Raw genomic sequence first — 22,628 nt, forward strand, 5'->3', positions numbered from 1 at the left:
TGCCTGGCGTACCTATCGGTATCTAGAGTGGCAAATCACGCCGGAGGTCGCGTACGCCCCGAGGAGATCTGCATGAGCAGCTTGACCCTCGATGCCGGGGTCCTCCCACTTCCCCGGTCGATCCGAGGCGGCGCCGACCGCACTTCCGGCCCTGCCGACCGGGCGGAGCTGCTCAAGGCCCTGGTCCTGCGGGCACGGGACGGCGACGCCGACGCGTTCGGCTCCCTCTACGACCACTACGTCGAACTGGTCTACCGCTACGTCTACTACCGGGTCGGGACGCACTCGCTCACCGAGGACCTCACCAGCGAGACGTTCCTCCGCGCGCTCCGCCGGATCTGCGACTTCCACTGGCAGGGCAAGGACTTCGGGGCCTGGCTGGTGACGATCGCCCGGAACCTGGTCGCCGACCATTTCAAGTCCGGCCGCTACCGGCTGGAGGTCTGCACCGCCGAGCTCGTCGAACCGGACCGGCCACAGGAGGGGCCCGAGCGGGCCGTCCTGGACTCGATGACGAACCGGACCCTGCTGGCGGCCGTCCGCCGGCTGGGGTCCGAGCAGCAGGAATGCGTCGTCCTGCGGTTCCTGCACGGGCTGTCGGTCGCCGAGACCGCGCTGGTCATGGACAAGAAGCCGGGCGCGATCAAGGCGCTGCAGTACCGGGCCGTCCGGTCGCTGGCGCGCATGCTCCCACCCGACCTGTGCCACTAGCCCCCGACCCGCAATACGGCCGACCTGCACTCCGGCCGACTCGTACTCCGGCCGACTCGTACTCCGGCCGACTCGTACTCCGGCCGACCTGTACTCGGCGGATCTGTACTCGGCTGACAGTGCCCAGCTGCTGCGCCCACTGGCGTCCGGCGGCATCAACGCATTATTAGATAGTTTATTAATTAACTGTCGGGCCGTAACCGGCCGCGCCACCCGATCGTTTTGCGGGCAGGAGCGCGTTCGCGCCTGGATTCCGCGAGGGAGCGGCCAGTTGAGAACCGGGCGAGGAAAGATCGCCGAACATGGGAACGCGCTGGCCCGGTTGCGGGCGAGCGACGCGGGGCCGGACCCGCGCTTCCGCGCGGCGCTGCGCGAGCGGCTCGTCGCGGCGGCGAGCGACCGGAGTGACGACCGTCGCAATCACGGGCGCGCGGACGGCTCGGGCAAGGGGGTTGACTAGGCTCACCTCCATGCGGCGATTCTGGCAACGCGGCAAGGATGAAGATCACAAGAGCGCCGGGGAGGTGGCCGCCGCGGCCGCGACCGAGCCCGAGCCGCTTCCCGAGCCCGACCCCGCCGCGGCGGCGTTCTTCGACGTCGACAACACGATGATGCGCGGCGCGTCCATCTACTACTTCGCGCGGGGCCTCGCCTCCCGCAAGCTGTTCACCATGCGCGACCTCGCCATGTTCGCCTGGGGGCAGGCCGCGTTCCGGCTCCGCGGCACCGAGAACTCCGAGCACATCGGCAGCGCCAAGGAGGCCGCGCTCTCGTTCGTCGCCGGGCAGAAGGTCAACGGGATCGTCAAGCTCAGCGAGGAGATCTACGACGAGGTGATGGCCGACCGGATCTGGCACGGCACCCGCACCCTCGCCCTCCAGCACCTCGACGCCGGCCAGCAGGTCTGGCTCGTCACCGCCACGCCCGTCGAGGTCGCCCGGACGATCGCGCACCGCCTCGGCCTCACCGGCGCGCTCGGCACCGTCGCGGAGACGCGCGACGGCGTCTACACGGGACGGCTCGTCGGGAACCTGCTGCACGGCCCCGCGAAGGCCGAGGCCGTCCGCGCCCTCGCGCAGCGCGAGGGCCTGGACCTGGCGCGCTGCGCCGCCTACAGCGACTCGATCAACGACCTGCCGATGCTGACCGCCGTCGGCCATCCGCACGCCGTGAACCCCGACGCCGAACTGCGCGAGCACGCCAGGGACCACGGCTGGCCGATCCACGACTTCCGCACCGGCCGCAAGGTCACGATGATCGCGCTGCCCGCCGCGGCGGGCGCCGGCGCGATAGCGGGCAGCGTGGCGGCGGGCGTGGCTCTCCGCCGCCACTACCGCAGCTGACCCGCCCGGTAACCACGACATGCCGCAAGTGAACGTGGGCGACGGGGCTTAGCCTTTTCGCGTGAGCGTCGAACTGGCGTTGTTGTCCCGCGTCGCCTGCCGTGGGCGGGATGTCACGAGCCCCCGGCTGCGCGGCCTGCTCGCGCTGCTCGCGGAGGAGCCGCGGGCGGGCGTGCCCGTCGTCCGCCTGGTCGAGGGGCTGTGGCCGGACGAGCGTCCGGAGAACCCGTCCAAGGCGCTCCAGGTCGTCGTCTCACGGGCGCGGTCACAGCTCGGCGCGGACGTCATCGTGAGCACCCCGTCCGGGTACCGGCTGGGGCTGGACGAGCCCGAAGTGGACGCGTCGGCCGTGCTGCTCGCCGCGTCCGCGAGCGCCCGGTGCTCTCGCGACGGCGACCAGGCGGGCGCGCTCACACACGCCGTGGAGGGCCTCGCGCTGTGGGACGCACCTCCGGAGCCGGACGACGGAGACGATCCGCTGTCCGATCCGCTGTTGTCCGATCCGCTGTCCGTGCTGCGCACGAAGAGGGCCTCGACGTACCGGGCGCTGGTGCGTGCCCGTGCGCTGGCGCTGGCGCGGCTCGACCGGCACGCGGAGGGGTTCGACGCGCTCACCGCCGTCGCCCGCGCGTCCCCCCGGGACGAGGAGGTCCTCGCCGAACTTCTGCGCTGCGAGGCGGCGACCGCCGGCCCGTCCGCCGCGCTGACCCGGTACGAGTCCTACCGGCGCTCGCTGCGCGACGAACTCGGCACCGACCCGGGGGCCGCGCTCAAGGCCGTCCAGCAGGGGCTGCTGCGGGACGAGGCACCCGCCGTACGGCGAGGCGTCGCGCACGAGCCGAACCCGCTGCTCGGCCGCGCCGGCGCCCTTGCCGCCGTGCGGGATCTGCTGCGCACCTCACGCGTCACCTCGATCGTCGGGCCGGGCGGGCTCGGCAAGACCCGGCTCGCGAACGCCGTGGCGCGCGACGCCCCGCAGCCGGCCGTGCACGTCGTCGCGCTCGCCGGCGTCGCCCGGAACGAGGACGTGGCGGCCGAGGTGGCGTCCGTCCTCGGCGTCGGCGACCCGCGCCGGGCCGCCCCCGGCCGCCTCGGCGGGGCGGCGGACCGGCTCGGCGGGATCGCGGAGACGCTCGGGCAGGGCCCGGCACTGCTCGTCCTGGACAACTGCGAGCACGTCGCCGACGGCGCCGCCGCCCTGGTCGGCGGCCTGGTGTCGATGACGCGGGACCTGCGTGTCCTCACCACGAGCCGCGCGCCGCTCGGCCTGTCGTCGGAGTCGGTGTACCCGCTGCCCGCGCTGGACCTGCCGACCGCCGTGGAGCTGTTCCGGCAGCGCGCGCACGCGGCCCGGCCGGACGCCGACCTCCCGGCGGACGCGGTGGAGGAGCTGTGCCGGCACCTGGACGGGCTGCCGCTCGCCGTCGAGCTGGCGGCGGCGCGCGTCCGCGTCATGTCGGTGCCCGAAATCACCCGCGGGCTGGACGACCGGTTCGCGCTGCTGCGCGGCAACGCGCGCGACGCGCCGTCCAGGCACCGCACCATGCATGCCGTCGTCGACTGGAGCTGGAACCTCCTCAGCCCGTCCGGGCGGGACGCCATGCGGTTGCTGTCGATCTTCTCCGCCGGTTTCACCGCGGACGCGGCGCGCCATTTCCTGGGCGGCGACACCCTGAGAACCCTCGACACCCTGGAAGACCTCGTCGGCCAGTCGCTGCTCGAAATGACCGAGAGCGGCTCCGGGACGCGATTCCGGATGCTGGAGAGCGTCCGGGAGTTCAGCGCGGCCCACCGCGAGGGGGAGGGGGCCGAAGGCGGGACGGACCGCGCGATCGACGGGCTGCTCGCCTGGGCGCGGGAGTACGGCGCCGCGCATCAGGAGGCCCTGTTCGGGTCCGAGCCCTTGGCGCGCGTCCGGGTCGAGCAGGACAACCTGCTGCAGGCGCTCCGCCATGGGCTCGCCCGCGGGGACGGCCCGGCCGTCGCGGCGGTGACCGCGGTCCTGGGCGGCATGTGGATGCTGGAGTCCGCGTACGACCGGCTGATCGTCATGGCCGAGGAGACCGCCGGGCTGCTGAGCCGCTTCCGCCCCGGGCCCGAAGACGTCGAGACGACCCGGACGGCCCTCACCGTCAGCACCCTGACGTCGCTCCTGCTGAAAGGACCGCGGCCGACGCGCACCCTCGTCGCGCTGCGCCGCCTGCCGCCGGCGGCGCCGACCAGCCTCATCCGGGCCATGGCGATCCTGATGGCCGCCGGGCCGGAGATCCTCGACCCGGACGGCGGCGCGGCCGTCCTCGACCGGATGCGCGCGAGCGGCGAGCCGCTTCTGGCCGCCCTCGCGAACTGCGTCGCCGGCTACATCCGGGAACGTGACGGCGACCTGACCGGCGCGCTCGCGGCCACCGAGGCGATGCTGCCCGCGTCCGGCGATCAGCACACTCCATGGCTCAGGCTGCTCGCCCACTCGCGGCTCAGCGAACTGCTGCTGCAGCTCGACCGGGGCGAGCGGGCCGCGCACCACCTGCACGTGTCCCTGGACCTGCTCAAAGAGCACGGAGGTTCCGACATGTTCGGGCTCCTGTGGGCGCTCGCGGCCGCCGACATCAGCCTCGGCAACGTCGACCGGGCGGAACACTGGCTCGACCAGTCGCTCGTGTCCGGCCCGGACGAGACGTTCGGCACCGCCACGTTCAACCTCGGCGCCCGCGCGGAGATCGCCTTCAGCCGCGGCGACACCGAAACCGGCCTGCGGCTCTGGCGGCAGGCGGTGCAGCGGCTGGCGGACGAAGAGAACCCCATGTCGGCGCCCGGCCTGGACCCGTGGGAGCTCGAAGGCCACTGCGTCACCGTCGTCGCCCACGCGCGGCACGGGCGCCTCGACCTGGTCGGCGACATCGCGGCCGGGCTGCCCGGCAAACTGACGGGACTGCTCGCCCACGCACCCGCCACGCTGCCGGCCTTCTTCATGGACCTGCCCCTCTGCGGCGGCATCCTGCTGGCCCTCGCCCTGGCCGACCTCGCCCGCGCCGGCGGCCCCGCCGAAGCGCCGCCGGACGTCCGGACGCGGGCCGCCCGCACGATCGCGCTGGCGGAGCGGCTGCACTTCGTCCGGAACTTCCAGCCGACCATGTCCGCGTCGGCGGCCCGCCGCGCCGCCGAGGACGCCGACGCGCCGGCGTACCTCGACGCCGTGTCGAGGTACGCCGGCCTGGGCGGCGCCGAGCTGCGCAACGCCGTCCGCGAACTCGCGGCCGGCGCGGCTAACGGGGATTAGCGGGGGGCCTTGCGGTCGAACAGCACCTTCGACAGCACGTAGCCGCCCGCGGCGAGTCCCGCACACCACGCGACGGAGACCACCGCGTCCTGGGCGTCCGGCGTGCCGACCAGCAGCCCCCGGAGCGTCTCGATGATCGGGGTGAACGGCTGGTACTCGGCGAACCACCGCACCCCGGCCGGCATCGACTCCGGCGGGACGATCGCGCTGCCCACGAACGGCAGGAACTGGATGATCAGCGGCGAGTTGCTCGCGCCCTCCGGGGTCTTCGCCAGCAGCCCCAGCGCGACCGCCACCCACGTCAGCGCGAACATGAGCAGGACCAGCAGCCCGATCGCGGCGAGCCAGTCGAGGAGGCTCCCGTCCGTCCGGAACCCCATCGCGACCGCGACCCCGATGACCGCGGCCGTGCTGATCACCGTCTGGATCATGCTGCCGACGACATGCCCGGTGAGCAGCGACACCCGCGCGATCGCCATCGTCCGGAACCTGTCGACGATGCCCTCGGTCATGTCCAGGGACACCGACACCGACGTCGTCAGGCATCCGGACGCGACGGCCATCAGGATGATCCCCGGCGCGACATAGGTGATGTAGTCGCCCTTCGCCGGCCCGCCGACGCCCTCGCCGAGCGCGTTCCCGAACACGCCGACGAACAGCATCATGATGAAGATCGGCGTCATCATCCCGGCGATCGACAGGGACGGGTAGCGCAGCGCGTGCCGCAGGTTGCGGCGCAGCATCGTCGCGGAGTCCGTCGCCGCGTGCGTGAGGGTCGTCATCGCGTGTTCGCCTTCCCGCTCCGGGGGCGCCCGGCCTCGATCTGAGGGCGTCCCGTTTCCTTCCGGTGGCATGCCGTCTCGTTCTGGGGGCGCCCGGTGAGCGCCAGGAACACGTCGTCCAGGTCGGGGGTGTGCACGGACAGCTCCCCGACGTCGATCGACGCGTCCTCCAGCCGCCCGAGCAGCGCCCGCAGCGACCGGACACCGCCGTCGCCCGGCACCTGCAACGCGAGGGCGTCATCGTCCCGCGCGACCACGCCGAGGAGCCGGGCGGCCGCGTCCAGCGCCACCGGATCCCCGAACCGCAGCCGGACGTGCCCGCCCGGAACCAGCCGCTTCAGCTCGTCCGACGTGCCCTCGGCGACCAGCCGCCCGCCGTCCAGGACCGCGATCCTGTCGGCGAGGTGGTCCGCCTCCTCCAGGTACTGCGTCGTCAGGAAGATCGTCACGCCGCGCCGGACGAGGCCGCGGACGATCTCCCACATCGTCCGCCGGCTCCGCGGGTCGAGCCCGGTCGTCGGCTCGTCCAGAAAGATGATCTGGGGGTCGCCGATCAGCGTCATCGCAAGGTCGAGCCGCCGCCGCATCCCGCCCGAGTACGTGGCGGCCGTCCTGTTCGCCGCCTCCACCAGACCGAGCCGCTCCAGCAACTCGTCGGCCGCCCTGCGTCCCGGGGCCTTGCCCAGCCGGTGCAGGTCCGCCATCAGGATCAGGTTCTCCCGCCCGGTCAGCAGCCCGTCCACCGCCGAGTACTGCCCGGTGACACCGATCGCCCTGCGCACCCCGTCGGGATCCCTCGCGATGTCCCGTCCCGCGACCCGCGCCTCGCCTCCGTCCGCACGAATCAACGTGGACAGGATTCGCACCGCCGTGGTCTTCCCCGCCCCGTTCGGCCCGAGCAGCGAGAAGACCGTCCCGCGCGCTACGTCCATATCGATTCCGTCGAGGACGACCTTCTCCCCGAACGCCTTCCGAAGCCCGGCCGCATGAATGGCCGTCTGCCGTGGTCCTGTGTTCATGACCGAAGCGTGCGCGCCTGCGCTTTCAGCCCGCTTTCACGCCGGTTTCACGCGGGCTCTCATACGTTCTCCACGAATGCCCGCTCACGGTCGGCGCCACACGAAGCCGTCCGGGTCGGTGAAGGGCCCGGCATCGCCGCCGATCACGAGGCGGTGCGATCCGGTGCCTTCGGGAGCGACGCCGGCGACCTTGGCGAGGGCGCCGCGCTTGTTCAGCGACAGCTTGACGGGACTCGACGGGGCGGCGAACTCGACGTACTTGCGGCCATAGCTCTTCGTCACGGCAAGGCCGCGGTCGACGTAGAACCGCTTGCTCTCGGCCACGTCCGCGACTCCCAGCTGGAGGACGATCTCGTCAATCTGCCGGGAGGCCGGGCCGGTGTCCTTCTTCGCCGACGACGCGACCGTCCAGATGGTCCCGTCCGGGGCCTGGACGACGCCGCCGTAGCCCCAGAGCGACTTCTTGGCCGACTTCAGCGACGTGGCGCCGGCGTCGAGGGCGGCGTCGACAAGGGCGTCGGCATCGGCGGGCTGGGCCACGATGAGCGACACCGCGAACCCGCGGAAGCCGGTCGTCGGTGCGTCCGAGGCCCGCAGGCGCAGCTGGGCGCCCAAACCGAAGGCAGTGGCGTAGAACCGCTCGGCGGCCACGTGGTCGTCCACTTCGAGAGTGATGGATTCGATGGAAGCCATGGCGGTCACGCTAGGCGCGACCCGGTTCCCGTGCTTCTCGATTTCTGATCGGTCTGGTCATGTCTCCCCATGCATGGCGGCATGATCGACGCTGGTCACGTGACTGACTTTTGAGTAACCACGCACTTCGAAGTGCGTTACATCTGTGCCCTTGACGCCGCGATGGACGTCGTCGGGGGGAAGTGGAAAGCGCTGATCCTGTGGGCGCTGGACGAGCGGCTCCACCGGTTCGGCGAGTTGCGCCGCAGCCTCCCCGGCGTCAGTGAAAAGGTGCTCACCCAGCAGCTACGCGCGCTTGAAGCGGACGAAATCGTCCGGCGGACCGTGTTCGAGGAGACCCCGCCCCGGGTCGAGTACGAGCTGACGGACCAGGGCGTTGCGCTCTACGCGGCGCTCGGTGCCCTGGGGGAATGGGCCACCCGCCGCATGGACGAACTCGACATCGTCCCCACCCACGGCAAGGACCAAGCCGAGGCGTGAACGCACGGCCCGCCACCGGCCCGGCGACGCGAACGGCCGAGGTGGCACCAGAGGCCGGTCAGAGGAAGGCGGGCCCTCGGCGGAGGAGGGTGTCGTAGAGCATCTGCTGGACGTTCTCGCGGACGTGGTCGGTGATGTTGAAGACCGTCATGGGGTCGTCGGCGGCGTCGGCGTCGTACTCGTCCAGGGTCATGGGCTCGCCGAACTGGATCATCCATTTGGACGGGAGCGGGACGAGCCCGGCCGGGCCGAGGAGCGGGAACGTCGGGGTGACCGGGAAGTACGGGAGGCCGAGGAGGCGGGCCAGCGGGCGCAGGTCGGCGATCTTGGGGTAGATCTCCTCGGCGCCCACGATGGCGCACGGGACGATGGGGACGCCGGAGCGCAGGGCGGTTCCGACGAAGCCGCCGCGCCCGAAGCGCTGGAGCTTGTAGCGGTCGGAGAAGGGTTTGCCGACGCCCTTGAAGCCCTCGGGGAAGACGCCGACGAGTTCGCCCTTGCCGAGCAGGCGGGCGGCGTCGGCCTGGCAGGCGAGGGTGTGCCCGGCCTTGCGGGACAGGTGCCCGAGCAGCGGGATCTGGTACACGAGGTCGGCGCCGAGCAGGCGGACCTGCCGGTCGGCGTGGTCGTGCAGGGCGACCGACAGCATGAGCGCGTCGAGGGGGACGGTGCCGGAGTGGTTGGCGACGAGGAGGGCGGCGCCGTCCGGGATGTTGTCCACACCGGCGAGTTCGACGCGGAACCAGTGCTCGTAGAGGGCGCGGGCGAGGGGCAGCAGGACGGTGGAGTTGAACTCCGGGTCGAAGCCGAACTCGTCGACCTCGTACTCGCCGGACAGGCGGCGGCGCAGGAACGCCAGGCCGGACGCGATGCCGCGCTCGAACGGCCCGTGTTCGGAAGGCCCGTGTTCGGAGCGTCCCGGCGGCTCGTCGTCGCGGCGGGCCGAGGCCAGGCGGATGACCCGCGCGCCGTCGTCGTTGCCGTCGTCGTCCTTGCGGTGGGCGTTCATCATCGCGGGCTCCCCTTCATGGACGTCCGAACAGGGAGGTCAGGCGGCCGTGGCCGAAGCCCTGGGCATCGGCGAAGTCGGCGAAGGCCGCCTCCGAGCCGTACTTGGGACGCCACGACAGTTCGTCCTGCAGGGCGGTGGTGTCGATGACCCGGCCGTAGGTCAGCCAGCGCAGGAGCTCCGGCGAGAACCCGGACAGCCCGGCGAACCGCCGTCCCACATCGCCGAGCACCGAGATGGACGGCGACGGGACGGGCAGGTAGGGACGTCCGGCGCGGCGGAGCGCCTGGGACAGCAGCAGGACGCCGTCTCCGGCGACGTTGTAGCAGCCGGGATGGTCCTCGACGGTCATGCGGCGCAGCACCTCGACGCCGTCGTCCTCGTGGACGAACTGCAGCCGCGGGTCGAAGCCCAGCACCGTCGGGACGACCGGCAGGTGCATGTACCGGGTGAGCGGGGAGTCGACGCCGGGGCCGAGGAAGTTCGCGAACCGCAGCACCGACACGGTGAGATCGGACCGGCGCCGCATCAGCCCCCGGACGTAGCCCTCGACCTCGACCGCGTCCTTGGCGTAACCGGACGTGGGCGCCTCGACGGGCTCGTCCCGCTCGGTGAACACGGCGGGGTCCATCGGCGACGAGCCGTACACGGCGGCCGAGGACCGCACGACGAGCTTGCGCATGTCGGGCGAGCGCTGGCAGGCCGCGAGCAGCTGCATCGTGCCGATGACGTTGAACTCTTTCGCCTTCGCCCGCGGGACGGACGAGGAGGTCACCAGGTTGAGGTGCACCACCGTGTCGACCCCGGCCGACGCGATGATGTTCGCGATGCTGGGCGTGCGTATGTCGACGCGGACGAACTCGGTGCGGCCGAGCGACATTCCGGGCGTCGGCTCGGGCGGCACCGTGTCCACGCCGATGACACGCTCGATGCCCGGTTCGGCTTGCAGGGTGTTCGCGACCCGCGCCCCCAGGAAACGGGACACGCCCGTGACGAGGACGACACGGGCCGCGGCGGCGGGCATCGAGGACACTGTGCGCCCCACCCCTTACGGCTTACTGGCCGGCGTGACTACTACTTCTTGTTGCGACGCTGGATGCGCGTCTTCTTCAGCAGCTTGCGGTGCTTCTTCTTGGCCATCCGCTTGCGTCGCTTTTTGATGACAGAGCCCACGAGACCTCGCTCGGCGTATCGGGTGTAGTGCAGGAGACGGGCGTGCCGCTGGCGAGCGTCACTCGAGGCGCGCGCACGGTCCGCGGCCCAAGACTACCGCTGTACAGGGGGAGATCACGCCGTGCCCCGGGCCGCGGCGCGCTGCCCGGCCCGCGTGTGCGGGCACACGGAGGCCGGCACCGCGCGTCGCGCGGCGCCGGGTACCGTTCCGCACGGGCGGGCATGGCGGGTGGCCACCGGGTGGTGGCCACCGCCCGTCCCGTTCGGTGTCCGGACCGTTCTGCCGGTCCTCGTCCTGCTTCCCCAGCTTCGGGACGTTCCCGGGGGTCCGTCCCGATGCCCCCTGCGCGGCCGGGTGTGGAGTATGCGGCGGGGTTGTGGCTCATGCCCCGCCCTTACCCGTTATCCGGCTTCGATGTACGCGTCGCGCAGGTAGTCGTGAACGGCCTGCTCGGGAACCCGGAACGAACGGCCCACGCGGATCGCGGGCAGCTCGCCGGAGTGGACTAGGCGATAGACGGTCATCTTGGACACCCGCATCACCGAGGCCACTTCGGCCACGGTCAGGAACCTGACCTCGCTCAGAGGTCGCTCGCCTGAGGTCATCGGACGCCCTCTTCCACACGTGCCGCGCACCGGCCCTTTGGGTGACTTTGATCACGCACGTGTACTTCCTCCAGCGTAAATCGCGTATCGGCAGTCGCAAGAGGGGAGTTCCGCACATTTCCGTATCCGGACCTCACCGAAGGGCCACAGTGCTGATTCCGTACAGAGCGTGGACGCGACCACACAGGGAGTGGCGCAGGGAGTGGCCCAGCGAACGGTTGTCAACCGGGACCCCGCGCTGACCTGCGGTTCCGCTGTCCCCGATGGCGTCCCGCAAGCCCATCAGTCACGTTACGGCCGCCCTGTCACACGCAGTGACCCCCGGGACGGCATCTGGGCCGCATTCGGCGGTACGACGCCGGCCGGGGCGGACGGACGCGTGGGGGCGAGCGGGGTCAGCGGGGCGCGTACAGACCCGCGTGATCAAGGATGTACGCGGTCAGAGGCGCATAGTGGTGCGGAGCGATGCCGTCGTCGAGCGGGACGACGACGTCGATCTTGCCTTCGGCGGCGCCCGCGAACAGCGCCGGATCATTACAGTCAGCGAACCCGACGGTGTCGATGCCCGCCTGCCCGGCGGCCCCCGCCCAGCCGTGATCGGCGATGGCCAGATCCGGCCAAATATCAGGTTTAGCTTCCGCGTCGCCCCCAGAAGCAGTATTGGGCAGCTCGCCAACGGTCAGCTCGCGGAGCATGGCCTGCATCGGGTGCGGGTCGTGCGTGTGGTGCGTCCGCCGGTCGTCGCCCTCCAGCATCGCCACCCCGGGCTCGGCGTGGACGATGCGCCGCAGTTCCAGGCCGCCGTAGCCGACGTCGATCTCGTACGTCCAGCCCGCCGCGGGCGTCAGCACCCGGCAGCCCGCGTCCGCCAGCACCTGCGCGACCGCCTGGTACAGCGGCGTCAGCGTCGCCGGATGCCCCGTCGCGATCACCACGTTCTCCCGGCGGCGTGCCGCGAGGCCGATGCGCTCGCCCATCGCCTCAAGGGTGTCGAGCGTTATCTCGGGGTCGATGGTGTCGTCCCCGTAGATGTGCCGGGGATCGGGGTCGACGCCGCAGCGTTCGACCATCATCTCCAGCACGGTCTGCTCCGTCCACGACGGCTTCAGATCCAGGCCGAACTGGTAGTACGGGTGGCCGGCCGCCATCCGCCGGTAGTGCAGCAGGTTGTTCTGCCGCGGCGTCGCCACACCACCGGCGATCATCGTCCGGACGAGGTGGGCGCGCAGTTCGTCCCTGCTCGGCGCCGGCTTCGGTGCGGCCGCCCGCGGTGTCCCGGTGGCCGTCATTCGTCCGTCATCGGGTCGAGTCCGTGCTCGGGGAACACCGCCCGACGCGTCGCCAGCACCGCCTGGTCGATCGGATTGGCCGGGTCGTAGCCATTCCCCCACCTGCTGACCTCCACAACGTCCGTCCCGTCCGTCATCCGGCGGGGGGCGATCTCCTCGGTCCGCTGCCGGGCGAACGCGCGCCAGTCCTCCGGCGTCGGCGTGTCCGGCGGGATCGGCCCGCCCGCCGCCTCGGCCAGAAGGTGCGTCCACGCCCTCGGCACGACCTGGACCAGTTCGTAGCCGCCGCCGCCGGTGGCGATCCAGCGGCCGCCCGCGGTCTCGTGCGCGAGCCCGTGCAGCATGCCGTAGGCGGTGCGCTGCCCGTCCACGCTGAGCGTGAGGTGCGCGAGCGGGTCGAGCGCGTGGCCGTCGGCGCCGTGCTGGGTGACGAGGACCTCCGGGCGGAACCGGCGCAGCAGCGGCGGGACGATCGCGTCGAACGCGCGCAGCCACGGCCGGTCGCCCGTGCCGGGCGGCAGCGAGATGTTGACGGACGTGCCCTCGGCTCCCGTCTCGTTGGGGAAACCGGTGCCGGGGAACAGCGTCCGGGGCGTCTCGTGCAGGCTGATCGTGAGGACGCGCGGGTCGTCGTAGAAGGCGGCCTGGACACCGTCGCCGTGGTGGACGTCGATGTCGACGTAGGCGACGCGCCCGGCGCCGTTCTCCAGCAGCCACGCGATCGCGATGGCCGGGTCGTTGTAGACGCAGAACCCGCTCGCGGCGCCGCTCAGCGCATGGTGCAGCCCGCCGGAGATGTTGACGGCGTGCTCGGCGCGTCCCGTCCACACCGCCTCGGCGGCGGCGACGGAGGCGCCCGCGACGAGGGCGGACGCGTCGTGCATGCCGAGGAACACGGGGTTGTCGGGAGTGCCGATGCCGTACCGGATCTCGGGGAGCCCGGTCGCGCCCGCGTGCTTGACCGCGGCGATGTAAGGCTCCTCGTGGACGAGCCGGAGCAGTTTGTCGCTCGCCGCTTCGAACTCCGACACCCGCACGTTGGGACGGGCCAGGACGCCGAGTTCCCGGGCCAGCGCCATCGTCAGCTCGACGCGCACGGGGTTCATGGGATGCCCGGGACCGAAGTCGTAGGAGATGAGCCGCTCGTCCCAGAAGATCTCAAGCCCGCAGCCCTCGGGCGTGGAGGGCGGGGACGATGCGGCGCTGCTCATGACCTCACGGTATCGCCTTCGTCACGTGACCTGGTCCACAAGGATCCGTGGGGAGCGGCCTTCCGCGACGAACTTGTGACGTGAATTACACACCGAATATGGGCATACCGATAGCACGTCATTTACCTACAGATGGGACGTAGATGGGGCCGAGCGTTCGCAGCCGCGCGATCAGCAGCGCGCTCCGCATGGGCGTCCGCCCCATCATCCACCGCGTCCCCGGCCACGCCGTCGGCATCCGCACCGCCCGCTCGACGGTCGACGCCGCGGCGCTGCTGATGCGGACGGGCTCCCGGGTCCGCGTCCTGCCGCTGAACGACCCGCAACTCGGAACCGGCCGGGACGAGCGTCCCATCACCGGCGAGTGGATCGTTTCCCGCGAGCGGGCCGACTCCGGCGAGCGGGCCGTTTCCCGCGATGCCGAGGACGCCGCCGGAGGCGCTGCCGGGGGCGCCGTCCTGTACCTTCACGGCGGCGGCTACGTGGTGTGCTCGCCGCGCACGCACCGTCCGATCACGTCGCGGCTCGCTCTCGACACGGGCCTGCCGGTCCTGGTCCCCCGGTACCGCCTCGCGCCCGAGCACCCGTTCCCCGCGCCGCTGGAGGACGCCGTCGCCGCCTACCGGTGGCTCCTCGCGCGCGGCGTCACCGCGTCCGGCATCGTCCTCGCGGGCGACTCGGCCGGCGGGCACCTCGCCGCGGCGCTGGCCGGCGAGATCTGCCGCCTCGGGCTGCCGGGCCCCGCCGGGCTCGTCCTGTTCTCCCCCTGGGTCGACCTGACCTGCGAGATCTCCCTTCGCGCACAGCAGCGCGCCCGCGACCCGTACATCAGCGCCGTCTCGGCGCGCCGGGTCGCCCGCCTCGTAGTGGGGCCGGCCGGATTCGACGACCCGCGGCTGGCCCTGCTCACCTGCGCGTGGACGGACACGCCGCCCGTCCTCATCCAGGTCGGCGGCGACGAGGTTCTGCGCCCCGAGGCCGAGGCCCTCGCGGACGCCCTGACGAGCGCCGGGGCGGACTGCGAACTCCAGGTCTGGGAGGGGCAGATGCACGTCTTCCAGATCCTGAACCGCGTCCTGCCGGAGTCCGCCGCCGCGATGCGCGACGCGGGCCGCTTCATCCGCACGGTCACGGCGCCCCCCGCCGCGGAACGGTCCGGGGCCGAAGCCGCCTGAACGTCTCACTCCGTGCGCAGGGCGACGACGGGGTCGAGGCGTCCGGCGCGGCGGGCGGGGAAGACGCCGAAGAAGATGCCGACGGCGGCGGAGACGGCGAACGCGACCGACGGGGACCACCAGCACGCGCTGAGACCGCCCGCGAGCAGGGCGCCCGCCACCAGCACGGGGACGTGATGTCCGCCGCGTGGGCGGAGGCGGGAGGCCGCCCAGGCATCGTAAGGGCGGCACCGGCCGAACCGGGGTGACTTGCCCGTTATAGGCCCAATGAGGCCAATCGTGCCGGTGGGCCAGTTCTTGCCGGGTGGGGCACATCCTGCCAGTGGGTCAGGCGGGTCAGACGTGACCCGCCGGTTCGCGTTCCAGGACCTCTTGGGACTCGCGTTTCCCTCGTCCCGCGAAAAGGAACCCGGCCAGGGCGGCGAGAGCCGCGACGCCCTCACCGACCAGGCTGATCGTCTTCTCGGCGTACCAGACCGGCTCGTACATGGCGGGCAGCGGGCCGAGAGCGCCCACGTCGACGTAGTAGTAGAACACGAGTGCGCCGACCGCACTGGCCGCGACGAGGAACGCCAGCGCGTACGCCCAGCGGGTCGCATACGTGAGGATCACCACGGCGACGACTCCGGCGACCGCGGCCTGGATGCGGAAGAGCAGGTCGCCGCCGATGGCGCCGCCCTCCACGAAGGCCATGTCGGGCGCGAACACCCAGTGCACGTAGGCGTCCGCCGCCAGTCCGGCGGCGACGAGCAGGCGGAGTATGAGTCCCATACTTCCTAACACGGGGGAAACCCCCCGATCGGCTCAATGTTCAAAGATGAACTTTTCGGGGTTCAGCCGCTCGCCAGTTCACGGCCGCGGTTGCGGGCGGCCTCGATGGCCTCCAGCACCGCGGCGCGGACGCCGTGCCGCTCCAGTTCCCGGATCGCCGAGATCGTCGTCCCGCCGGGGGACGTGACGGCCTCGCGCAGCAGCACCGGATGCTCACCGGAGTCGCGGAGCATCACCGCGGCGCCCACCGCCGACTGGATGACCATCTCCAGCGCGGCGGCGCGGGGCATGCCGAGCAGGATGCCCGCGTCCACCATCGCCTCCACCAGGTAGTAGAAGTAGGCGGGGCCGCTGCCGGACAGGGCCGTCGCGCCGTCCTGGAGCGACTCGGGAATGCGCAGCACCTTCCCGACCGGGGTCAGCATCTCCTCGGCCAGCTTGAGGTGCTCCTCCCCCGCGTGCGACCCGGCCGAGATCACGCTCATCGCCTGGTCCACGAGGACGGGCGTGTTCGACATGACGCGGACGACGGGGACGCCGTCCGGCAGCCGGTCCTCGACGAACCCCGTCGTGATGCCCGCCGCCATCGAGATCACCAGCCGACCGGGCGGGACGTGCGGCCCGACCTCGTCCAGCAGGACGCCCATGTCCTGCGGTTTGACCGCCAGGATCAGCGTCTCCGCCTTGGCCGCCGCCTCCGCGTTCGGCACGATCTCGATGCCGTACCGCTCGCGCAGCAGCACCCCGCGCTCCTCACGGCGCACGGTCGCCATCAGCTCGGACGGGCGGCGGCCGGCCCGGAGAACCCCGGACAGCAGCGCCTCGCCCATCTTCCCGGCACCCAGAATCGCGATCATCGGCATACCTTGACGTGGGGTTTCAACGACCGGTCCAGCCTATAGCCGGGCCGGGGTCAGGATCGCCCGGCCAGGGAGCGCATGAGGAAGCGCAGGTTGGCGGGCCGCTCCGCCAGGCGCCGCATGAAGTACGGGTACCACTCGCGGCCGTAGGCGACGTACACGCGGACCTGCGCGCCATGCGCCGCGAGCCGCCGCTGCTCCTGCGGACGGATCCCGTAGAGCATCTGGTACTCGAACGACCCGGCGTCCCTTTCGTGCAGGACGGCCAGCGCGCCCGCGATCTCGATGAGCCGCGGGTCGTGCGTGGCCAGCATCGGGTAGCCCCCGCCGGCCATCAGCACCTTCATGCACCGCACGTACGACCTGTCGATCTCTTCCTTGTCGGTGAAGGCCACCGCCGTGGGCGCGGCGTACGCGCCCTTGCACAGCCTGACCCGCGAGCCCTCGTAGGCGAGTTCCGCGCAATGCTCCTCTGCCCGGCGCAGATACGACTGGATGACGGCCCCCACATCGGGGAAGTCGCGCCGCAGTTCGTGAACGACCCCGAGGGTCGAGTCGACCGCGGTGTGCTCCTCCATGTCGAGAGTGACCGTCGTGCCGGCGGAACGGGCGGCCGTGCAGATCCGGCGCGCATTGCTCAGCGCCAGGTCATCGTCGAAGGTCTGGCCGATGGCGGAGAGCTTCACGGACACCTCCGCCCTTGCACCGAGACCGGCGGCACCGAGCCGCTGCAGAAGCTCGATGTAGTGCTGGACGTTCGCCTCGGCCCGTTCCTTGTCGCCGGTGTCCTCACCCAGGACGTCCAAGGTGACGAGCAACCCCTCACCGGTCAGCTCACCGGTGACGTGCGCCGCGTCCTCGATCGTCTCACCGGCGATGAACCGGCGGACGACATCACCGCTGAACGGCGCGGTCTTCACGACCCAGCGCACGCCGCCGCTGCGCGACGCGACGAGCAACGCCTGACGAAGCACTGTGCGAACCCCTTGTCGCCCCTTGCCGACCCTTTGCCGACCCTGATGTCCCCGATCCTGACGCCTCCGACCAGGTTATGCCCGGTCGAGACTCACGATCACGAGACGGTGCCGAGGCTGTTGCCGCCGCCGTGCTGCTTGACGTATTCGGGCATCCTGGCCGTCTTGACCGCTTCGAACAGCGCTTTCGCCTTCGCCGCGTTCAGGAACACGACGCTCTGCTTGCCGCGTCTGCCGGTGCCCTTGTGCGGCGTCGTCATGAACATCACATCGGACGCCCGCACGTCCCGCATGCTCACCGCCAGTGACCGCAGGTCGCCCGCCGACACCCCCGCGTCCACGCTGATCGACTTGGTGAGCGCCGACAGGAACCGGTCGAGCTTCAGCGGGTTGGTGAGCGTCCCGCGGTCCGCGGCCTGCTTGGCGAGGGCGCCGAGGAACGCCTGCTGCCGTTTGATCCGGTCGAAGTCGCCGTTCGGCAGGTTGTAGCGCTGCCGGACGAACAGCAGCGCCTCCTCCCCGTTCAGCTTCTGCTTTCCCGCCGTCCACCGCTTCTTGCGGGCCGGGTCGTACACGCTCTGCTTGATGTTGACGGTGACGCCGCCGAGCGCGTCCGTCATCGCCTTGAACCCCTCGAAGTCGATCGCGCCGTAGTGGTCGATCCGGATGCCGCTGAGGTTCTCGACGGTCTCGATCAGCAGTTTGGGTCCGCCGTACGAGAACGCGGCGTTGATCTTCTGGTTGCCGTAGCCGGGGACCTCGACCCACGAGTCGCGCGGGAACGAAACGATGTAGGCCTTCTTCCGGTCCGCCGGCAGATGCAGCAGCATGATCGTGTCGGTGCGCTGCTGACCGGGCTTCCAGACGTCGTTGCCCTCGCCGGTGGTCGCGTTCTGGGCCCGGGAGTCCGACCCGACGAGCAGCCAGTTCTCCGTCCCCTCCACGTTCGGGCCGGGCCTGTTCGCCCCGTCGTCCGGCATCACGCCTTCGATGCGGTCGATGTTGCCGTTGTAGGACGACTGCCGCTGCCACACCAGGCCGCCGAGGCCCGCCACGACCAGCGCCACGAAAACCCCGACCGCGATCAGGACCCTAAGCCACCGCCGCTTGCGCGGACCGGTACCGCTGCCTTCCCCCCAGAACGCCGAATCCTCCGGCGTCCCCCCGGCACCGCCCGGGCCTGCCTCATCGGGCTGCTGCGACGCGGGCGGTCCGGGAAGATCTCGGGCGGTCATGGCGCCGAAGCTACCAGCCGACCCGAAGCGAGACGGCCCGCTTCACCCCAGGTGTCCGATTCAGGCGCCCCCGCCCGGCAGGTAAACCCCGGCCCGCCCCGCGGGTCCCCGGTCACGGAGTCCGGCGGCGGAGGGTCACGGCGCCCAGGACGAGGGCCACCACCGTGAATGCGGCGATCACGGTGACGTCCAGGGTGAGCGTGCCGGTGAACTCGGCACTGAAGCTGATCTCCTGCATGCCTTCGACCGCGTAGGAGAGCGGCAGGACATCGGAGATCGCCTGCAGCCAGGACGCCATGTCCTCGCGGGGCATGATCAGCCCGCACAGCAGCAGCTGCGGCAGGACGAACGCCGGCATGAACTGGACGGCCTGGAATTCCGTCCGGGCGAACGCGCTGGCGAGCAGGCCGAGCGCCATGCCGAGGAGCGCGTCCAGCACGGAGACCAGGATCAGCGAGCCGAGCGAGCCGTTCAGGTCGAGGCCGAGCCAGGTCAGCGAGATCACCAGCACGACGCCGACCTGCACCAGCGCGATCAGGCCGAACGCCAGGGCGTAGCCGAGCAGCAGGTCGAGCTTGCCGAGCGGCATGGTCATCAGCCGTTCCAGGGTGCCGCTCGCCCGCTCGCGGAGCGTGGCGACGCTGGTCACGACGAACATGACGGTGAACGGGAACAGGCCGAGCAGCATCGGCCCGATCCGGTCGAAGAGCATCGGCTCGTCGAACACGTACCGCAGCAGGATCATCAGCAGGGCCGGCACGCCGATCAGCAGCGCGAGGGTGCGGTGGTCGTGCTTGAGCTGCGCCAGGATGCGCCGCATCGTGGCGAGCGTGATCGCGAGGCTCATGTCGGGCTCCCCGCCTTCTCGGCGATGAGGTGGAGGAAGGCTTTTTCGAGATCGGACGTGCCGGTGCGGGAGCGCAGGCCGTCCGGTGTGCCGTCGGCGAGGATGCGGCCCTCGCGCATCAGGAGGAGCCGGTCGGTGCGGCCGGCCTCGTCCATGACGTGGCTGGACACGACGAGCGTGGCGCCGTCGTCGGCCAGTTCGCGGAACATCTCCCACAGCTCCTGGCGCAGCACCGGGTCGAGGCCCACGGTCGGCTCGTCCAGGACGAGCACTTCGGGGGCGCCGAGCAGCGCGACGGCGAGGTTGGTGCGGCTGAGCTGCCCGCCGGACAGCGTCGCCGCGATCTGGTCGCGGCTCGACCCGAGCCCGACCTCGTCGATGACGCGGGCCACGTCGGTGCGCGGCGCGCCCAGGACGGACGCGAAGTAGCGCAGGTTCTCGGCGACGGTCAGGTCTGCGTACACGGCCGGTGTCTGCGTCGCGTATCCGACGCGCCGCCGCAGGCCGGCCGATCCGGCGTCCTCGCCGAGGACTGTCACCGCTCCGCTTTCGACGATCTGGACGCCGACCAAGGCCCTCATCAGGGTGGTCTTCCCGCAGCCGCTCGGGCCGAGCAGTCCCACGACCGAGCCGCGCGGCACGTCGAAGGTGACCCCGTGCAGCACCTCGCGGCCGCCGCGGACGACCCGCAGGTCCCGCACGGTCACCGCCGGACTGGAACTCATCATGTGTTGAATTTATGCGGACACAAAGGTGCGGTCAAGGGGATCGCGGGTTCTGGATAGCGGGGATTCCTCGGCTCAGGAGGAGAGGTAGCGCTGCAGGGTGGGGGCGACCAGCCCGACCAGTTCCTCCTCCGACGCGGAGGCCATCGGCTCGATCCGCAGCACGTAACGCAGGATCATGATGCCGATCATCTGGCCGGCCGCCGCCTGGATGGCCAGCCAGGGCGCATCCGTGGCCTGCTTGGCCCGCCCGAACAGGGCGGACGCGATGAACTCGCGCATCAGCGCCGCCGCGCGCTCGTTCGTCATCGCCGAACGGAGCATGGCGAGCAGCGGCGCGCGGCGCTCCTCGTCGTGCCACACGTCGAGGAACGTGTGGACCATCGCCTCGCCGAGCCGCTCCCTCGGGTAGGACATGATGCGCGGCAGCAGGACGGACGGGTCCATCGGGAAGCGCATCGCCTCGACGAACACGCCCTCCTTGTTTCCGAAGAAATGGTGGACGAGGGCGGGGTCGACCCCGGCGGCGCGGGCGATGGCGCGCAGCGAGACGCCGTCGTAGCCCTTCTCGGCGAACAGGTCGCGCGCCTCGGCGATGATCTTCTCGCGGGTCTCGGTCGGGCCGGGACGCCTCCCCGGGCCCCGCGACACACCCGGAGCGGTCACCTGACGCCCCGGCGGGTGACCTCTCCGGCCGAGGTGACCTCCCAGGTGTGGGGAGCCGCGGCGAGATGCAGGCGGGCGAACGCCAGCGCCTCGGCGAGGTCCTCCACCCGCTCGACGCGGCTGGACGCGCGGCGCGTGTTGATCTCCAGGACGATGTGCCCGCGGAAGCCGTCCTCGGCGAGGTTCTCCAGCAGCGCCCCGCACGGCTGGTTGCCCCGGCCGGGCACGAGATGCTCGTCCTTGTTGGTGATGCCTATGCCGTCGGCGAGGTGGATGTGCCGCAGCCGGTCGCCGAGGCTTCCCGTCATGTCGAGGGCGTCGGAACCGGAGACGGCGGTGTGGGACAGGTCGATCGTCACGTACGGGAAGTCCTGGTCGACGGGATTCCAGTCGGGCAGGTACATGCCCGCTTCGGCGCCCCGCGCCTTGAGCGGAAACATGTTCTCGACCGCGAACAGCACGTCCGTCTCGTCCTGCATGCGGGCGAGGCCCTCAACGAACTCCTTGGCGTAGTCGCGCTGCCACCGGAACGGCGGGTGGACGACGACGACCTCCGCGCCCAGTTCCTCGGCGACCTCCTTGGAGCGGACCAGCTTGCCCCAGGGCTCACGTCCCCAGACCCGCTGGGTGAGCAGCAGGCAGGGCGCGTGAATCGACTTGATGGGCACCTGGTGGTAGTCCGACAGCCGGCGCAGGACGTTCAGGTCCTGGGACGAGGCGTCCATGGAGACCATGACCTCGATGCCGTCGTAACCCAGCAGCGCGGCGATCTCGAACGCGCTCGGTACCTTCTCCGGGTACACCGAGGCGGTGGAGAGTGTGATCGGCGCGTCCGGTACGCGGAGGGCCGGTGATGAGACGCCGTTGTGCTGCGGAGTCAAGGCTTCCTCGCCAGGAATGGTCGCTAGGTGATGGTCGTAGGTGACGTTCACAGGGGCGATGTACGCAAGGAAAGCCTATGCGGCCACGCCGGTGATGAAACCCTCGCCCCACGTGATCCTGCTTGCTCTCCGAGCCGGGTGGCTACCCTCGGTTTCCGTGGCCGAGATCGCCCGGGGCGCCGTGCCGAGCCCCAACATCTGGAACTCTCCCCAGATCTACGAGTTGGAGAACCGTGCCGTCGATCCCGACGGCGTCCTCGCGGAGGCGATGCGCGCCATCCGTCCGTGGAAGGGGGCCGACGTCCTGGACCTCGGCTGCGGCACCGGCTACCACCTGCCGTTCTTCGCCGGGGACGCGAACCGGGTGATCGGCGTGGAGCCGCACGCGGGCCTGGCCTCGGCGGCCGCGCGCCGGACACGGGATCTGCCCAACGTCACCGTTCGTGTCGGCGCCGCCCAGTCGCTGCCGATTCCGGACGCCTCGGTCGACGTCGTCCACGTCCGCTGGGCGTACTTCTTCGGCCCGGGCTGCGAGCCGGGCCTCGCCGAACTCGACCGGGTCGTCCGGCGCGGCGGCGCGGTGTTCATCATCGACAACGACGCCACGCGGTCCACGTTCGGCCGCTGGTTCCGGGGGAGCCTGCCGGAGTACGACCCCGAGGCCGTGGAGCGCTTCTGGACGCGGCGCGGCTTCGCCCGCGAGCCGCTGATGATCCGGTGGTCGTTCGAAAGCCGGGACGATCTCGCGGCCGTCCTGCGGATCGAGTTCCCACCCGACGTCGCCGACGCCTGCCTGCGCGAGCAGGACGGAAGGGCGGCGCCGCTTGAGGTGGACTATGCCGTTAATTTGTGGTGGCGTTGCCCCTGAAGTTACTGACTGGTCGGTCATTGCAGCAACGGG

At 71.2% G+C, this 22,628-nt stretch carries 25 protein-coding genes; 7 read left to right on the top strand and 18 right to left on the bottom strand.

The features are described from left to right. Positions 1-72: 72 nt before the first annotated feature. From ACGFIS_RS16650 to ACGFIS_RS16665, 4 genes are all read left to right on the top strand, one after another. Positions 73-711, top strand: coding sequence for a sigma-70 family RNA polymerase sigma factor (locus tag ACGFIS_RS16650; protein ID WP_392905755.1), 639 nt, complete (start codon positions 73-75; stop codon positions 709-711). Between the two features lie 271 nt (positions 712-982). After that, entirely contained in the window at positions 983-1,171 is a 189-nt protein-coding gene (locus ACGFIS_RS16655; RefSeq protein WP_392971491.1) for a hypothetical protein, read from the top strand. 10 nt (positions 1,172-1,181) lie between these two features. Beyond that, complete coding sequence (locus ACGFIS_RS16660) at positions 1,182-2,054, top strand: HAD family hydrolase (RefSeq protein ID WP_392905758.1); 873 nt, start codon at positions 1,182-1,184, stop codon at positions 2,052-2,054. 61 nt (positions 2,055-2,115) lie between these two features. Continuing rightward, on the top strand, positions 2,116-5,331 hold the full coding sequence (locus ACGFIS_RS16665; protein WP_392971494.1) for an ATP-binding protein: 3,216 nt from the start codon (positions 2,116-2,118) through the stop codon (positions 5,329-5,331). Here the strand turns inward: ACGFIS_RS16665 and ACGFIS_RS16670 are convergent. From ACGFIS_RS16670 to ACGFIS_RS16680, 3 genes are all read right to left on the bottom strand, one after another. Further along, the gene (locus ACGFIS_RS16670; RefSeq protein WP_392971497.1) at positions 5,328-6,113 is read right to left on the bottom strand and encodes an ABC transporter permease; all 786 of its coding nucleotides are present in this window, start codon (positions 6,111-6,113) and stop codon (positions 5,328-5,330) included. The genes ACGFIS_RS16665 and ACGFIS_RS16670 overlap by 4 nt on opposite strands. Next, entirely contained in the window at positions 6,110-7,132 is a 1,023-nt protein-coding gene (locus tag ACGFIS_RS16675; RefSeq protein WP_392905764.1) for an ATP-binding cassette domain-containing protein, read from the bottom strand. The genes ACGFIS_RS16670 and ACGFIS_RS16675 overlap by 4 nt, the downstream gene beginning before the upstream one ends. An 84-nt stretch (positions 7,133-7,216) precedes the next feature. Continuing rightward, complete coding sequence (locus ACGFIS_RS16680) at positions 7,217-7,825, bottom strand: glyoxalase (RefSeq protein ID WP_392971500.1); 609 nt, start codon at positions 7,823-7,825, stop codon at positions 7,217-7,219. A 132-nt stretch (positions 7,826-7,957) separates the two neighbouring features. Here ACGFIS_RS16680 and ACGFIS_RS16685 point away from each other — a divergent pair, with 132 nt between their 5' ends. Further along, positions 7,958-8,305 (top strand): winged helix-turn-helix transcriptional regulator, encoded by a 348-nt coding sequence (locus tag ACGFIS_RS16685; protein ID WP_392905769.1) that lies wholly within the window; start codon positions 7,958-7,960, stop codon positions 8,303-8,305. Between the two features lie 58 nt (positions 8,306-8,363). On the opposite strand, the gene ACGFIS_RS16690 is transcribed toward ACGFIS_RS16685, so the two are convergent. The 6 genes from ACGFIS_RS16690 to ACGFIS_RS16715 all read right to left on the bottom strand — a co-directional run bounded on the left by ACGFIS_RS16690 (position 8,364) and on the right by ACGFIS_RS16715 (position 13,593). Then, positions 8,364-9,317, bottom strand: coding sequence for a lysophospholipid acyltransferase family protein (locus ACGFIS_RS16690; RefSeq protein ID WP_392905771.1), 954 nt, complete (start codon positions 9,315-9,317; stop codon positions 8,364-8,366). A 13-nt stretch (positions 9,318-9,330) separates the two neighbouring features. Continuing rightward, complete coding sequence (locus ACGFIS_RS16695) at positions 9,331-10,338, bottom strand: NAD-dependent epimerase/dehydratase family protein (RefSeq protein ID WP_392905773.1); 1,008 nt, start codon at positions 10,336-10,338, stop codon at positions 9,331-9,333. 50 nt (positions 10,339-10,388) lie between these two features. Continuing rightward, a complete protein-coding gene (locus ACGFIS_RS16700; protein WP_018654693.1) occupies positions 10,389-10,487 on the bottom strand; it encodes a 30S ribosomal protein bS22 in 99 nt (32 codons plus the stop codon). Positions 10,488-10,889: 402 nt separating this feature from the next. After that, entirely contained in the window at positions 10,890-11,093 is a 204-nt protein-coding gene (locus tag ACGFIS_RS16705; protein ID WP_131877351.1) for a helix-turn-helix domain-containing protein, read from the bottom strand. Between the two features lie 395 nt (positions 11,094-11,488). Continuing rightward, complete coding sequence (locus tag ACGFIS_RS16710; protein ID WP_392905777.1) at positions 11,489-12,382, bottom strand: phosphatase; 894 nt, start codon at positions 12,380-12,382, stop codon at positions 11,489-11,491. After that, positions 12,379-13,593, bottom strand: a complete 1,215-nt coding sequence (locus tag ACGFIS_RS16715) for an acetoin utilization protein AcuC (RefSeq protein ID WP_392905779.1) — start codon at positions 13,591-13,593, stop codon at positions 12,379-12,381. Before ACGFIS_RS16715 ends, ACGFIS_RS16710 begins: the two co-directional genes overlap by 4 nt. Positions 13,594-13,736: 143 nt before the next feature. Here ACGFIS_RS16715 and ACGFIS_RS16720 point away from each other — a divergent pair, with 143 nt between their 5' ends. Further along, the gene (locus tag ACGFIS_RS16720) at positions 13,737-14,768 is read left to right on the top strand and encodes an alpha/beta hydrolase (protein WP_392905781.1); all 1,032 of its coding nucleotides are present in this window, start codon (positions 13,737-13,739) and stop codon (positions 14,766-14,768) included. A gap of 5 nt (positions 14,769-14,773) precedes the next feature. Here ACGFIS_RS16720 and ACGFIS_RS16725 read toward each other — a convergent pair whose 3' ends face one another. The 9 genes from ACGFIS_RS16725 to ACGFIS_RS16765 all read right to left on the bottom strand — a co-directional run bounded on the left by ACGFIS_RS16725 (position 14,774) and on the right by ACGFIS_RS16765 (position 21,727). Continuing rightward, a complete protein-coding gene (locus ACGFIS_RS16725; protein WP_392905783.1) occupies positions 14,774-14,935 on the bottom strand; it encodes an ABC transporter permease in 162 nt (53 codons plus the stop codon). A gap of 169 nt (positions 14,936-15,104) precedes the next feature. Beyond that, positions 15,105-15,539, bottom strand: coding sequence for a hypothetical protein (locus ACGFIS_RS16730; protein WP_392905786.1), 435 nt, complete (start codon positions 15,537-15,539; stop codon positions 15,105-15,107). Between the two features lie 62 nt (positions 15,540-15,601). Beyond that, positions 15,602-16,396 (bottom strand): pyrroline-5-carboxylate reductase, encoded by a 795-nt coding sequence (gene proC, locus ACGFIS_RS16735; protein WP_392905788.1) that lies wholly within the window; start codon positions 16,394-16,396, stop codon positions 15,602-15,604. Positions 16,397-16,452: 56 nt separating this feature from the next. Next, on the bottom strand, positions 16,453-17,373 hold the full coding sequence (locus tag ACGFIS_RS16740; RefSeq protein WP_392905790.1) for a proline dehydrogenase family protein: 921 nt from the start codon (positions 17,371-17,373) through the stop codon (positions 16,453-16,455). Positions 17,374-17,471: 98 nt separating this feature from the next. Next, positions 17,472-18,608: an LCP family protein gene (locus ACGFIS_RS16745; protein WP_392971503.1), complete on the bottom strand. Its 1,137-nt coding sequence runs from the start codon at positions 18,606-18,608 to the stop codon at positions 17,472-17,474. A 112-nt stretch (positions 18,609-18,720) separates the two neighbouring features. Then, positions 18,721-19,455, bottom strand: coding sequence for an ABC transporter permease (locus ACGFIS_RS16750; RefSeq protein WP_392905795.1), 735 nt, complete (start codon positions 19,453-19,455; stop codon positions 18,721-18,723). Continuing rightward, complete coding sequence (locus ACGFIS_RS16755) at positions 19,452-20,183, bottom strand: ABC transporter ATP-binding protein (protein WP_392905797.1); 732 nt, start codon at positions 20,181-20,183, stop codon at positions 19,452-19,454. The genes ACGFIS_RS16750 and ACGFIS_RS16755 overlap by 4 nt, the downstream gene beginning before the upstream one ends. A gap of 72 nt (positions 20,184-20,255) precedes the next feature. Further along, positions 20,256-20,846 carry a TetR family transcriptional regulator gene (locus tag ACGFIS_RS16760; protein WP_392905799.1) on the bottom strand — a complete coding sequence of 197 codons (591 nt, stop codon included), beginning with the start codon at positions 20,844-20,846 and terminating at the stop codon, positions 20,256-20,258. After that, positions 20,843-21,727, bottom strand: coding sequence for a sugar phosphate isomerase/epimerase family protein (locus ACGFIS_RS16765; protein WP_392905801.1), 885 nt, complete (start codon positions 21,725-21,727; stop codon positions 20,843-20,845). The genes ACGFIS_RS16760 and ACGFIS_RS16765 overlap by 4 nt, the downstream gene beginning before the upstream one ends. A 157-nt stretch (positions 21,728-21,884) precedes the next feature. Here ACGFIS_RS16765 and ACGFIS_RS16770 point away from each other — a divergent pair, with 157 nt between their 5' ends. Next, positions 21,885-22,595 carry a class I SAM-dependent methyltransferase gene (locus tag ACGFIS_RS16770; protein ID WP_392905803.1) on the top strand — a complete coding sequence of 237 codons (711 nt, stop codon included), beginning with the start codon at positions 21,885-21,887 and terminating at the stop codon, positions 22,593-22,595. Positions 22,596-22,628: the final 33 nt, after the last annotated feature.

Origin of the sequence: Spirillospora sp. NPDC048824, assembly GCF_043198455.1 — a bacterium.
GTDB lineage: Bacteria > Actinomycetota > Actinomycetes > Streptosporangiales > Streptosporangiaceae > Spirillospora.

Coding starts and splice junctions, on each gene's coding strand:
- ACGFIS_RS16680 (WP_392971500.1), bottom strand. CDS start 7,825: ATGGCTTCCATCGAATCCATCACTCTCGAAGTGGACGACCACGTGGCC.
- ACGFIS_RS16715 (WP_392905779.1), bottom strand. CDS start 13,593: ATGAGCAGCGCCGCATCGTCCCCGCCCTCCACGCCCGAGGGCTGCGGG.
- ACGFIS_RS16720 (WP_392905781.1), top strand. CDS start 13,737: ATGGGGCCGAGCGTTCGCAGCCGCGCGATCAGCAGCGCGCTCCGCATG.
- ACGFIS_RS16660 (WP_392905758.1), top strand. CDS start 1,182: ATGCGGCGATTCTGGCAACGCGGCAAGGATGAAGATCACAAGAGCGCC.
- ACGFIS_RS16750 (WP_392905795.1), bottom strand. CDS start 19,455: ATGAGCCTCGCGATCACGCTCGCCACGATGCGGCGCATCCTGGCGCAG.
- ACGFIS_RS16745 (WP_392971503.1), bottom strand. CDS start 18,608: ATGACCGCCCGAGATCTTCCCGGACCGCCCGCGTCGCAGCAGCCCGAT.
- ACGFIS_RS16670 (WP_392971497.1), bottom strand. CDS start 6,113: ATGACGACCCTCACGCACGCGGCGACGGACTCCGCGACGATGCTGCGC.
- ACGFIS_RS16675 (WP_392905764.1), bottom strand. CDS start 7,132: ATGAACACAGGACCACGGCAGACGGCCATTCATGCGGCCGGGCTTCGG.
- ACGFIS_RS16755 (WP_392905797.1), bottom strand. CDS start 20,183: ATGATGAGTTCCAGTCCGGCGGTGACCGTGCGGGACCTGCGGGTCGTC.
- ACGFIS_RS16650 (WP_392905755.1), top strand. CDS start 73: ATGAGCAGCTTGACCCTCGATGCCGGGGTCCTCCCACTTCCCCGGTCG.
- ACGFIS_RS16730 (WP_392905786.1), bottom strand. CDS start 15,539: ATGGGACTCATACTCCGCCTGCTCGTCGCCGCCGGACTGGCGGCGGAC.
- ACGFIS_RS16690 (WP_392905771.1), bottom strand. CDS start 9,317: ATGATGAACGCCCACCGCAAGGACGACGACGGCAACGACGACGGCGCG.
- ACGFIS_RS16695 (WP_392905773.1), bottom strand. CDS start 10,338: ATGCCCGCCGCCGCGGCCCGTGTCGTCCTCGTCACGGGCGTGTCCCGT.
- proC (WP_392905788.1), bottom strand. CDS start 16,396: ATGATCGCGATTCTGGGTGCCGGGAAGATGGGCGAGGCGCTGCTGTCC.
- ACGFIS_RS16710 (WP_392905777.1), bottom strand. CDS start 12,382: ATGACGGCCACCGGGACACCGCGGGCGGCCGCACCGAAGCCGGCGCCG.
- ACGFIS_RS16705 (WP_131877351.1), bottom strand. CDS start 11,093: ATGACCTCAGGCGAGCGACCTCTGAGCGAGGTCAGGTTCCTGACCGTG.